Genomic DNA, 13,416 nt, shown 5'->3' with positions numbered 1-13,416 from the left:
TAAATCATTAGATTACATAGGGGGAAATCACCAATAACAGAATGAGGATTACAGATCAGGCTCTAAACATGAGTTTTTCGGCAAATAACGGAATGACGGGATTCATCTCGTAGAAGAAAGTGGTTCTTTGCTCCGCTAGCCAAATAGGTAGATTTTTTATTTAGGTTCTTTTACTTAGGTACATTTTTTCTTGTTTTAGGAAAGTGTTGGTTCTAGTTCCATCTCTACATTTCCCTGAATGGCCCTGGAAATCATACAACTTGTTTCTGCTTTCTCCACTAAACGCCGCAATTTCTTTCGTTCTGAGTCAGTTGAAGTTTCTGCTAAAGCAACAACTGGCCGATGTATTATTTTTTTATACGTAAATACCCCATTTGTTACATCCACTATTCCTTCTGATGTTAGGGACATTTCTTTTAATGGAAGATTAGCTCGTTCAATCATCGCAGCTAGCGTGATCATATAACAGGTAGCTGCAGCACCTAATAACATCTCATCTGGATTAGTTCCTGCACCTGGTCCATCCATCTCTGGTGGTATGGACACTTTCGTTTTTAAATTTCCTGCATTTATGAACCCTTCACTGTTCCTGCCACCTGGCCAATCTGCTTTCAAGTGAAAATGATGTTCTGCCATTTTTATCACCTCTTCGTTATTGTAACGAAGTCCTGCTGGAAATGAAACTTTTGACGATATTATTCCGTATATAATCGTAACACGCATTAGAAAAACTCGCATTCGCTCGTCTTTTAGCGAAGGTGTTCGTTTTTCTTATACTTGGGACATTAAAATTTTAGCTACGTCGAGTCCACTTCTTGGCTAAAATTTTATACTTTCCTAACGTAAAATAAAGGAGATTATTCATGCATAACGAAAAAATAGCAACATACACCAAAACCTATCAGGTGCTGAAAGACGGGCTGAAGTGGAAGGTGATGGAAAAACAAGTCTTAATGAGCATCGCATCCATTTATACGATGCATCAAAAACAATTGGATGTTGGAAAATTAATTGCTATTGCTGATAAACTTAAACAGAAAGCCAGTTTATTTTCAGCCATGCGTTCACACTCTCGTTTTACTACTGCTGCATTTTTGGATGTTCATTTCGATCAGCCAGAGGAAGCAGTTGATTCCCTATTTGATATCTATCACGCTTTTAAACAAGTGAAATTCAAAAGTGGTACCTATACCTATATTGCTGCATCTATCGTCCTTACGAATAAACAAGTTAAGGACCCATCCAACATTATTGAAAAAGCCAAAACCATTTATGATGGCATGAAACAGGAACATGGCTTTTTAACATCCACAAATGATTATCCTCTTGCAGTATTGCTTGCATATGAGGACCGAGACGATTTAATGGAACATATTGAACGATTTTATGAGCGTCTAAGCCAAGATCAGTTTAAAAAAGGAAATGAATTACAATTTTTAAGTCACATTCTTTCTTTAAGCCAGGATGAATCACATGATACCTTAGTCAATCGTTCTATATCAATGTATGAGGAATTTAAGAAGGCTGGAATTAAACCAAAATCCATGTACTATCCAGTTTTTGGCATGCTTAGCCTATTGCCGCCTGATACTGTTGATATGCAAAAAATTCACAGCATGTATCAGGAACTGAATAAGCAAAAGGACTTGAAATGGCAAAAGGATATGAATGTGATGATGGCTGTTTGTTTATATGTTCAGGATCAAATGGACCATACTGGTTTGGCAGAGGCAAGTATATATACTACATTAGAAACGATGATGCAGGCTCAACAGGCTGTCATGATCGCGACCGTCGCAGGTGCAACTGCTGCAGCCTCATCCAGTAGCGGCAGCAACTAACAAAAGCTAGAAGCGCCCGGTTAGCGACGTACGGAGGTGAGGGAAGTCTCGCTACAGCTTTAGCGCTGGAGCTGGATGTGGCCTTTCTTATAAAAGACAATAATGAAAGCCAATTTTTCTTACCTTTTAAAAAAAAAAGAACGTGGCATACACGTTCTTTTTTAGTTAGAATCCAACTGTTCTTTTAATACCATTGCTTGATTATGTGTACGATCCTTTGCCGCATATAGAAGCGTTACCGTACTGTTTTCCAGCATAATCTTTTTTAACTGCTGAAATGCTTTATATTGCGGACCTGTCTGCAATTCTTCAAGATATGCCTTTTTAAACCAATCGAATCGTTCTGACTGATGATTAAATTCCTTTCTCAAAGCAGAGGATGGAGCGATATCCTTTAACCACTCATCTATATTGGCTTGTTGCTTAGAGACCCCTCTTGGCCAAAGTCGATCCACTAATATTCGAACCCCATCATCACTTGACACATCATCATATATCCGTTTTGTTTTAATACGCATATTCATCCCCCATTAATGTCCTTGGAGTTCTTGACGTTTGCGTCCTGACATAAACCAGCCGACTGCTGCTATACCAACTAAAATGGCATAGAATATAACTTTCCATAAGGTGGAGTGTGGAAAATCATGTGGAATCCATGCAATGTCTTCATGTGCAAATACAATTAAAGCAAGTTTCACACCTACCCAACCAACAATAACAAATGCAGCTATCTCTAAGCCTGGTCGCTTATGTAATAGTTCCACAAATACATTTGCGGCAAAGCGCATGATAATTAATCCAATCATTCCTCCTGCTAAAACAACCATAAATTGTCCAGCATCCAAACTTCCAATTTCCCCTAGTCCTGTCGGTGGAAGTGCTACAGCCAAAGCTACAGCCGCCAAGATCGAATCAACTGCAAAGGCTAAATCGGCAAACTCTACTTTCACGACCGTCATCCAAAAGCCACTTCCCGCTTTTTCTTTTGTTTTTTCTTCCTCCTGATGTCCATTCCTAAATTTATCGGACAGGTGTTTAATCGAGATAAACAGTAAATAGGCTGCACCTAATGCTTGAACCTGCCATACATCTACTAAAAAGGCAATAATAAACAAAGAACCAAAACGAAGGATAAACGCCCCAGCTAATCCATAGAATAATGCTTTTTTTCGTTCCTTCGGTGGTAAATGTTTAACCATGATAGCTAATACAAGTGCATTATCTGCAGCTAAAAGTCCTTCAAGCCCGATTAAGACGACTAATACCCATAAATACTCAATCAACAATTGTGCTTCCATATAACGCCTCTCCTTCATTTAAACTAAAACAGTATAATGACTGTTTTTAGTGTTACCCTTTTATAAAAAAACCTGCATTGCTCGTCTCGACTGTTCTCCGCTCCAATCAACTATTATTTTAAGAACAGAAATGATAAGAATAAAGATAGCACAAAACCAGCGGAGGAAAACACGAAGACTCCTGCGGAAAAACGAGCCTAAGAGACCCAGCGGGCGAGGGTACGAGTGAGGAGGCTCGTGGAGAGTCCGCGAAAGCGAAGTGTATTTCCATAGCGGTAATAAAAGCTAAAATTTACGTCGCAATTCACATCAATCATTCATCAAAACATTTTTTTATTGAATAGCTAAAAAAGAAATGAAAAAAGGCCTACCAATTGGTAAGACCCCATAAAAAAGACCCTTACCACAATTGGCAAAGGTCTCGCTAACAACATTCGTTTAGTTGCCAATCCAGCCGGAGATAGGTATATCTCGAAATGACGACTTAGATTGTACAGCTACTCCCCTTTAGAATAGTTTTTATCTTACTGTATTTACACTCAAATTTCCACTATTTTGCATTATTAGCATTACATATATTGTTTTAACACATGACCCATTGCTGTTTCAAGTTTTTTCAGCCGCTCCTTACTATCAACAGAAGTGTCGCCACAGACACCATAATAGCACTTAATCTTTGGCTCTGTACCTGATGGTCGCAAACATACCCAACTATCATCTTCTAGAATATATTTCACCACATTTTCTTGTGGTAATTCCATTTTTTCTACCGTGTTTTGTTGGATAAATATACGTTCACTAGCGGCATAATCCTCCACTTTTTCCACTTGAATACCCGCTATTGCTGATAACGGATTGCGACGTACCCCATCCATAATTTCCTTAATTTTTTCCGTTCCTTCTTTTCCTTTTAACGTGAAGGAACGTAATCCCTCTAAATAAAATCCATATTTTTCATACAAATCATGAAGTGCATCTAATAAGGTTTTCCCTTGTTTTTTCCAATAGTAGGCCATTTCCACTGCCATCACAGCTGCCTGAATGGCATCTTTATCCCGTGAAAAACTACTTATTAAATAACCATAGCTTTCTTCATAGCCAAAAATAAACGTTTCTCCTGTTTCATCAAATTGATGTATCTTTTCACCAATATACTTAAATCCCGTTAATGTATTAATGGTCTTAATTCCATAGTTATCCGCAACAGCTCGTCCTAATTCAGAGGTAACAATTGTTTTTAGCATCCGTCCGTTTGTTAACAAGGCTTTGTCACTAGTGGAAAGGATATAGTCTAATAATAGGGCACCTAATTGATTTCCAGTTAATACACGGTACTCCCCATTTTCTTCTGGAACGGCAACCCCTAGTCGATCTGCGTCAGGATCTGTCCCAATTAAAATTTCTGCATTATTCTGTTTACCCTTTTCAATCGCCATGGTAAACGCTTGATGTTCTTCTGGATTAGGAGACTCAACAGTTGAAAACTCAGGATCAGGTTTTGCTTGTTCTTCTACCACATCTACCTTTGTAAAATGCAACTGATTTAACCCTTCCATCACTAAATGATGTGCTGTTCCATGTAAGGGGGTAAACACAATTTGCATATCTTTCTCCTGTTGCAGTTCCTCACTCTCCAATTTCGTAATGTCTTTCAATCGATCTAAGTATGCATTATCAATTGCACTACCAATCCAGTTTAACAACTCTTTTTGTTCTAATTCATCTTGCTCCATATAAGGAACACGCAACTCATCATCCATTTCCTGAATAGCTGTAATGATGGCTTTTGCTTCTTTTGGAGTGATTTGACCACCGTCTTCGTTATATACTTTAAATCCATTATATTCTGGTGGGTTATGACTTGCTGTAATCATCACACCTGCAACCGTTCCTAAATAACGAACCGCAAAAGATAAGACTGGTGTAGGTCGCAATGCATCAAACACATATGTCTTAATTCCAAATGTGCCAAGTACCTTCGCTGTTTCTACTGCAAATTCTTTCGACATATAGCGCGAGTCATATGAAACGACTACCCCACGATCTCTTACATTTACACAATTTACTTTCAAATAATTTGCTAAGCCATAGACAGCTTTTCGGACGGTATAGATATTCATCCGATTTAAACCAGGACCTAACACGCCACGCATTCCACCAGTACCAAATGTTAATTCCTTATAAAATGCATCTTCCAATTCAGCTGGCTTCTCTTCCATTTTTTCTAGTTGTATTTTTAAGGATGAATCCAATTGTTTATAGGACTTCCATTTTTCATATATTTCTTGCCAATTCACCATACCGTAATCCCCCTAAATACCTAACCTATTACGAGCTTCAAACCTTTTAGATTGGTTAAATTCTAGCATACTTTTATATAATATTCTATTTAACTAGCATCTTACAGGTTTATAAAAGAGAAAAATCGGAAATAATTAGGAAAATAAACAAACTTTCCTTCCTATTCATATTCTTTATCGTTACAATAGGAATATACATAATCACTTGCTGGAACGAATCAAGTATCCGCCATCATGAAATGAGACAAAATGATTGAATCGGAGTTGTTATTTTACGAAAAACATCCGAATTTGCGAAAAGTGTCTAACAAACATATAGAGCATATCCCAAAAAAGAAGGTGTGTTTTTAAAGTGTATCAAAAGCGTTGGTTCCAAACATTAACCCTATTTATTTTAATTTTTCTATTAATCTTGCTAATATCTGTCACGGATTTTGTATTCACCCCCATTTTAAAATATATAGGTGCTGTCGCAGTACCTATTATTGGAGCAGGCATCCTTTTTTATTTAACAAAGCCAGTCATGCACTTTTTAGAACGATTCAAGATTAATCGGGTTGTTGCCATATTACTCGTTTTTTTACTGTTAATCTTGATTGCATTTTTCGTTATATTGTATTTGTCACCTATCCTTCAACGGCAATTTTCTAATCTGATGGCAAATGTACCAAGTATGATCCGTGGAGTCGAAAATTTTATTAATTATTGGCAAGCCAATCAAATCGTCATTCCAGAAGAAGTTAATAATGCTATTAGTGATTTTACAAATAACTTACAAACCTATCTTGAAAACTTTATAAGCCATCTATTTGGATTTATTGGTCAGCTTATTAGTATTATTGCATCCATTGTTTTAATCCCGTTCTTCTTATTCTTTATGTTAAAGGACGGCGAAAAGCTTGTACCATATATTACGCAAATTTTTGAAAAGAAAAAAGCTGATAATATACGTACCCTGCTACAAAAAATTGATGAAGTACTCACAGCGTTTATCCAAGGACAATTAATCGTCAGTTTTTGTGTTGGTGTTTTACTATTGATTGGTTATGCTATCATTGATTTAAACTATGCTTTAACTCTCGCATTATTTGGGCTCGTCATGAATGTGGTTCCCTTTATCGGACCCTTTATCGCAGTTGCACCAGCCATCATTGTGGGCGCATTTCAAGATCCAATGATGATCATATGGGTATCCTTAATTATGATTGCAGCACAACAAGTTGAAAGTAACTTTATCTCACCGAATGTGATGGGTAAGGTATTGGATATCCATCCGTTAACGATAATTACTGTCATTCTAGCAGGAGGCAGTATTGCAGGCTTTCTAGGAATCTTGTTTGCTGTTCCTTTCTATGCTGTTATTAAAACGATTATTGGACACTTTTATCAGACCTATATTGCATCAAAAGAACAGAAAAATGATGCATTAATCTGATCAAATTAAGGAGGAGAAACATGACAAAGCGTGAACTAGAAGCAAAACTAGACGAATTAAAATCAGATTATGTTCGAATTCAAAGTGATCTCGATAAATTAGAATATGTCGGTGGCCGTGTTAAATCGGCAGAGGGACAATTAATTCGCTTAGAAGGTGAAATAGCGGAAATCTACAAAAAATTAGAAGCACTAGAAGAAGGAGAAGCGTAAGCCATAATTGGCTTACGCTTTATTATTAGCTAATTCCGTTTGGCTACTTTGTTTTTTGTCTACACTTTTTCCTTGTGGTGCCAAACTCACAATTCTATCACCCGCTTCTGGTGCTACACGCATTTCCTCTGAAAAATACACTACTTTTCCAGATGATTTTACGATATACAATAAAACCGTTTCCTCATTTAAATCTTGTTTATATTGCTCATACTTATATTGTGCGGTGATTTGTGTATGTCGGAACACGTAGCCACGGTCGAGTTTATCTAATAAATCACCAATGGATATATCTTTACTAAAGATGACGCGGCCACCTACTTTATCGACAAGGTCATGCAGACGGTTTGGACTAACTTTAAAGACATTTGTTCGCCCATACTCTGGCAAGAATGTCGTACATACAAGTGCATTATACGAATTACGCTCTGTTGCAGCAATTAAATATTTGTATGGGATTGTATCTAAGTTATACTCTGTTTGCTCCGAAAGCATTTCTCCATGATAAAATGGGACCCCTGCATTCCGAGCATGCTTTAATCGATCCCATGAAGAATCCACAACGATAACAGGAATATTTTCTTTCATTAACGATTTTGCTAATTCAACTGTGAATCGATTACTTCCAACGATAGCAGACCCTGGTTTTCCCTCCATCGATAAATGTAGTTTCTTTGATAACCAACCAATCGAAAAACCATGTGCTACAACTGTAAAGAAAACCAGACCAAATGTTAAGGTTGTCAAAATGGATGCATCTTCATAACCAGCATCAGTTAGCACAGAAGCAAAATAACTTGCAACCGTTAGAGCAACAATTCCTCTAGGCGCAATCCACCCAACTAATAGTTTTTCATTAAACGACAAACCTGTGCCCATCGTTGAAAGGAAAATAGACAATGGCCGAACAATAAACATCATAAGTAATACATAGCCAATTATGTTCGGATTGAAAATGTGTAATAAGGTTTCGACTTGTAATGAAGCGGTTAGCATAATAAAAATAGATGAAATTAAAAGAATCGAGATGTTTTCTTTAAAGTGGCGCATATCTGCAACAGAACTAATACCCATATTCGCTAAGGTAATCCCCATTGCGGTTACCGATAACAACCCTGTCTCATGCATAATTTCATCGGCAAAGGTAAAGCAAAAAATAACAACTACAAATACAGCTGGTGATTTTAAAAATTCTGGTATATGACCTGTTTCAAACATCCAGCCAATCCCACGACCACAAAGCCACCCTAAAATTCCCGCAAAAATAGATGCAACAAAGAAGATAACAAGTGCTGTCCCATCTGGATCAGTTGCAGTTAAAAAAGAAATAACTTCAAATGCAAATACTGCTAATAGTGCTCCAATCGGATCAACAATAATTCCTTCCCACTTTAAGATCTTTGCTGGTCGTGGTTTTAATTTTGCTTGTCTTAATAAAGGCATAATTACGGTTGGACCTGTAACAATAAAAAGTCCACCTATAACAAAGGCAACTGCCCAGGAAAGACCAGCAATATAGTGTGCGGTTAAAGAACCTAGAATCCACGCAATAAAGGCACCTATCGTGGAAATCCGGAAAACAGGTTTCCCTAGTCCTCTCAATTCTTTGAAGCTTAAACTTAAACTACCTTCAAATAAAATAATTGCCACTGCTACCGAAATAATCGGATTATATAAATTCCCAAAGTCTTCTTGAGGATTAATAAAACCAAATATTGGTCCGACTAACAAACCAGTAATCGACATAATCACGATGGCAGGCATACGATAATGCCATGCCAACCATTGTGATCCAATCCCTAAAAGACCAATTACCATAATTTCAAATAATAACGATGGGACCATCCCAAACCTCCTTAATCAAATGTGGCTTACCTCGTAACTATATTCCACATCTTTTTAAACATAAAGACATTTTAAATGGGGATAACGATAATGTAAACTGTTTAATGTTATGTTTTTGTTTTACCATTTATAGAAAAGTTTTGATAGAATGCCTAGTTAACGCCCAACCAATTACTGGGTGCCTTTTTCTAAAAAGTCTAATAGTGCTGAAAATCACATCTGAATGATATTGACAGTATGTACATTCCTTGGTAATATTAGTTTGCTTTCGTTGAAAAAATATATGTAAACAATTTGGAAATAATTTTCTGATAATAATGAAAAGTATCGTTTTTTATACTGTTATATTTTTATTGAGAAGACCAGATTTACTTATTTAATTAGCGGGATTAAAATTCAGAACATTCACGATAATAAACCTTATAGCTGGAAGGAGCTATCATCATGAATAAAGACACTATTACAGTTGGGTTTATGCTTTTTGCTTTGTTTTTTGGTGCAGGTAACCTCATTTATCCACCTACATTAGGAATTGAAGCTGGATCTGCTTATTGGGGAGCGATTATTGGATTTATCCTAACGGGAGTCGGGCTACCAATTATTGCTGTTACGGCAATTGCGTTTGTTAATAATGATGCAAGGGAACTATCAAACCGAGTGCATCCTTTATTCGGACTTCTTTTTACTTCTATTATTTACCTTGCAATAGGACCCGTATTTGCCATCCCTCGTGCTGCAACCGTTGCCTTTGAAATGGGAGTTGAACCATTTTCTGCCAATCATTCAACACTTATCTTGTTTGGCTTTACAACTATTTTCTTCCTTATTGTCTATTTCGTCAGTTTAAATCCGTCAAAAATGGTTGATCGTATTGGTCAATATTTAACACCAATCCTGTTAATTGCCATTACCGCATTATGTGTTGGTGGATTCCTACTATTAGACCAACCACCTACAGCACCTACTGAAAAATATACAGCAGCGCCTTTTTTCACTGGTTTTGTTGAAGGATATTTAACAATGGATGCCATCGCAGCGCTGGCCTTTGGAATTATTGTCGTCAATGCTTTTAAGGAGCGAGGAATAAAAGATCGAAAGTCCCTTGTACAGTCTACATTAAAAGCAGGCATTATAACAGGAATTAGTTTAACCCTTGTATATGGAGCAATCGGTTGGATAGGAACAAAAATGGCAGCACAAGGGTCCTTTACCAATGGAGGAGATATCCTATCTAGTGCAGCAACACTTATTTTTGGACAATTTGGTACCCTATTACTAGGAACAATTGTAGCATTAGCATGTTTAACGACATCAATCGGTTTAGTCGTAGCTTGTGGCCAATTTTTCAGTAACATTACACCACTAGCCTATAAACATATTGTACTAATCGTAACCATTATAAGTTATGTGATTGCTAATCAAGGATTAAATACCATTATCTCGTATTCAGTTCCTGTTTTAGTATTTATTTATCCAATCGCGATTGTCTTGATTTTACTAACCCTAACCCAAAAACTATTTAATGGATCTGCGTTCGTGTATCGAGGTGCTATTTTATTAACTGCTATTATTAGCTTATATGACGGACTTGTAGCCTTTGGTATACAGATGCCTGTCATTACATCCTGGATGGGAAATCTTCCATTTTTCTCTATAGGGCTCGGGTGGCTCGTTCCAGCTATCATTGGTGGGGGAATTGGTTGGATTATATCAATTGGGTTCGGTAGGCGTGTCGTAAAGGTCGAATAGGTGGAAATGACAGAGGAGGTAGCGCTAAATATTCGGCGCTAACCTCCTTTCTCTATAACCTTTTATACTTAATTTCCTCAGATATACTCATAAAATCCACCTTCTATGTCTAATAACTCATTCTAGAAAGTAGTACTAAGGCAAGTTTATATGAAAATGTTGACGTAAAAAACCAATGAATATGAAATGAATTATTTAAAAAATATTTCCTACCTCCTAATCTAGTTCTTATGTTAGGATTAGATAGAAAGGAAGGAAGGAACATCATGCTGCAAAAAGAAGAAACTATCCTAAAAACCTACTTCGGCTATGACTCATTTCGCCCTGGTCAACAGGAAACCATAGCACATATCCTACAATTAAATAACACACTTGCTGTTATGCCTACTGGTGGAGGTAAATCATTATGTTACCAAATTCCAGGTTTATCCAGAAGTGGTACAGCAATAATTATATCCCCACTCATTTCACTCATGAAAGACCAAGTGGATGCACTTCAATCATTAGGAATTCCCGCTACCTATATTAATAGCTCCCTAACAAGTGCAACACAACAAAAACGACTGAATGGAATTCGTACAAACCAGTATAAATTTGTTTATGTAGCACCAGAACGTTTTGAGTCATCGTATTTTGTCCAGATCTTAAAAGAGATCGATATTGCCTTAGTTGCATTTGATGAAGCACATTGTATTTCCCAGTGGGGACATGATTTTCGTCCAAGCTATCGATCTATTGTAGATAAACTAGCAACCATCCCTAACATCCCAGTTTTTGCTGCGTTAACCGCTACCGCAACCAAGGAAGTCATACAGGACATTCAACGCTTACTGCATATTCAACCAGAATCCGTTATTAATACCGGATTTGAACGGGAAAATCTATCCTTTCACATTATAAAAGGACGAGATCGTACCACTTACATACGTTCGTTCATCGATGAGCATCCTGAAGAATCTGGTATTATTTATACAGCCACCCGAAAACAGACGGATGCACTATATGAATCTTTATCCAAGCATGGGATTAAGGTAGGAAAATATCATGCTGGTCTTTCAGAAGAGGAAAGGAAACAAGCACAAACAGCCTTTTTGCATGATGAAATAACCATTATGATTGCCACGAATGCGTTTGGCATGGGAATTGATAAATCTAATGTCCGCTATGTCATTCATTATGCGATGCCTATGAATATTGAATCATACTATCAAGAAGCTGGCCGTGCAGGTCGGGATGGGGAGCCTAGTGATTGTATTCTATTATTTTCACCACAAGATATACGCCTGCAGAAATTTTTAATAGAACAGTCCCTGATGGATGACCAAGCGAAACAAAATGAATACCGTAAACTACAGGCTATGATTAATTATTGTCATACACACAGCTGCCTTAATACCTTTATCCTAGATTATTTCCATGATGCGTCAACGGAGACATGTGGACGGTGCAGTAATTGTCAAAAGCGACAGGAAAAAACAGATATAACGGAAGAAGCACAGATGATATTATCCTGTGTGAAACGGATGGGAGAACGATTTGGTGTATCCATGACGGCTAAAGTTTTAAAGGGATCAAAAGATAAGAAAATACAAAACTTTAACTTACAATCCCTATCAACCTATGGCATTATGTCTCGTTATACTGAAAAAGAGCTAGCTGAGAGGATTCAATTTCTCATCGCCGAATCTATACTAGCAACAGAAGAAGGAAGGTACCCTACATTAAAATTAAATCGACATTCTGTTGATGTCTTAAAAGGGAAGCGTTCCGTAGAAATGTTTACAGCACCTATACCAATGGCTAGTGAGGCTGATTATCCAGAAGATCTATTTATCGCACTACGTTCCTTAAGAAAAACGTTAGCAGCTGAGCAAAATGTTCCACCATATATTTTATTTTCAGATGCTACCCTTAAGGAATTAAGTCGTTATTTTCCAACGACAAAAGAGGAAATGTTGCAGATAAAAGGGGTAGGAGAGAAAAAATTTGACCAATATGGTGAAGTGTTTTTAGCTGTCATTCAAGAGTGGCAAGCTGATCATCCAGATGTAAAACCGAAAATTCGCATTATGGATACGCCTGCACCAAAGCCAAAGAAAAAAGAAGATGATCGTCCAAGCCATACCGTAAGTTATCAGCTATTTCAAAATGGTAAGTCAATAAAGGATATTGCATTTATTCGGGATATTACAACACAAACTGTTGAAAATCATCTTTTTAAAGCATACAAAGAGGGCCGGCCAATTGCATGGAACATCTTTTTTACCGAAGAAGTTGAAGAACTTATTTTAACCGAACGGGAAAAACTGACAGAACCAACATTAAAAGAATTAAAGAAAGCTTTATCAGATGACTATGACTATACGACTATTAAAGCAGTATTAGTCAAAAATAAGTATATGTAGAACTTGTCCTTCAAAAAGCGGTTTTAACCAGTGTTGTCCTGCTAATTTTTTGTACTTACATTTTTAACTGATATTCCTAATACCTCATATCTTTCAGAATAGAAAAAAGTAGTAGGGGTAATATAAAGTGAAACTTCAATCAGTGGGGGTTTCCTTTCCTCCCCACTGATTGTTAGTTGAACGAATCGGACATTTACGGGCAGTTTGATCCCCCACTTATCTTTCTTGGATCTCCTAAGAATTCTTGAAGTGGGGGTCTTACTGCCCCGTTACATGCGGGATAAAAATCCCTACTACTTTTTATTAAAGGTGTTTTGTGTACTGTCTCGAC

10 protein-coding genes are annotated in these 13,416 nt (G+C 37.1%); 5 read left to right on the top strand and 5 right to left on the bottom strand.

Annotated features, from left to right (window positions below):
* Nucleotides 1-195: 195 nt before the first annotated feature.
* Entirely contained in the window at nt 196-636 is a 441-nt protein-coding gene (locus GHC26_RS01370) for an OsmC family protein (RefSeq protein WP_163969446.1), read from the bottom strand.
* A 227-nt stretch (nt 637-863) separates the two neighbouring features.
* Between GHC26_RS01370 and GHC26_RS01365 the strand changes: the two genes are divergently transcribed.
* Nucleotides 864-1,841 (top strand): DUF4003 family protein, encoded by a 978-nt coding sequence (locus tag GHC26_RS01365; protein ID WP_163969445.1) that lies wholly within the window; start codon nt 864-866, stop codon nt 1,839-1,841.
* Between the two features lie 161 nt (nt 1,842-2,002).
* Here the strand turns inward: GHC26_RS01365 and GHC26_RS01360 are convergent, their stop codons facing one another.
* From GHC26_RS01360 to GHC26_RS01350, 3 genes are all read right to left on the bottom strand, one after another.
* A complete protein-coding gene (locus GHC26_RS01360; protein ID WP_163969444.1) occupies nt 2,003-2,359 on the bottom strand; it encodes a DUF488 domain-containing protein in 357 nt (118 codons plus the stop codon).
* A gap of 12 nt (nt 2,360-2,371) precedes the next feature.
* Complete coding sequence (locus GHC26_RS01355) at nt 2,372-3,139, bottom strand: TerC family protein (protein ID WP_163969443.1); 768 nt, start codon at nt 3,137-3,139, stop codon at nt 2,372-2,374.
* Between the two features lie 569 nt (nt 3,140-3,708).
* Nucleotides 3,709-5,439, bottom strand: coding sequence for a phospho-sugar mutase (locus GHC26_RS01350; RefSeq protein WP_163969442.1), 1,731 nt, complete (start codon nt 5,437-5,439; stop codon nt 3,709-3,711).
* Nucleotides 5,440-5,791: 352 nt separating this feature from the next.
* Between GHC26_RS01350 and GHC26_RS01345 the strand changes: the two genes are divergently transcribed.
* Nucleotides 5,792-6,874 carry an AI-2E family transporter gene (locus tag GHC26_RS01345; RefSeq protein ID WP_163969441.1) on the top strand — a complete coding sequence of 361 codons (1,083 nt, stop codon included), beginning with the start codon at nt 5,792-5,794 and terminating at the stop codon, nt 6,872-6,874.
* Between the two features lie 20 nt (nt 6,875-6,894).
* A complete protein-coding gene (locus GHC26_RS01340; protein WP_163969440.1) occupies nt 6,895-7,086 on the top strand; it encodes an SE1832 family protein in 192 nt (63 codons plus the stop codon).
* Between the two features lie 12 nt (nt 7,087-7,098).
* Here GHC26_RS01340 and GHC26_RS01335 read toward each other — a convergent pair whose 3' ends face one another.
* The gene (locus GHC26_RS01335; protein ID WP_163969439.1) at nt 7,099-8,931 is read right to left on the bottom strand and encodes a cation:proton antiporter; all 1,833 of its coding nucleotides are present in this window, start codon (nt 8,929-8,931) and stop codon (nt 7,099-7,101) included.
* A 444-nt stretch (nt 8,932-9,375) separates the two neighbouring features.
* Here GHC26_RS01335 and brnQ point away from each other — a divergent pair, with 444 nt between their 5' ends.
* Together brnQ and recQ are read left to right on the top strand one after the other, a co-directional pair.
* On the top strand, nt 9,376-10,680 hold the full coding sequence (gene brnQ / locus GHC26_RS01330; protein WP_163969438.1) for a branched-chain amino acid transport system II carrier protein: 1,305 nt from the start codon (nt 9,376-9,378) through the stop codon (nt 10,678-10,680).
* A gap of 266 nt (nt 10,681-10,946) precedes the next feature.
* Nucleotides 10,947-13,085, top strand: a complete 2,139-nt coding sequence (recQ, locus tag GHC26_RS01325) for a DNA helicase RecQ (protein WP_163969437.1) — start codon at nt 10,947-10,949, stop codon at nt 13,083-13,085.
* Nucleotides 13,086-13,416: the final 331 nt, after the last annotated feature.

The organism is Oceanobacillus halotolerans, assembly GCF_010993955.1.
Lineage (GTDB): Bacteria > Bacillota > Bacilli > Bacillales > Amphibacillaceae > Oceanibacillus_A > Oceanibacillus_A halotolerans.
The sequence above is the reverse complement of the archived record's forward strand: the minus strand, read 5'-3'. Positions and strand labels throughout refer to the sequence as shown.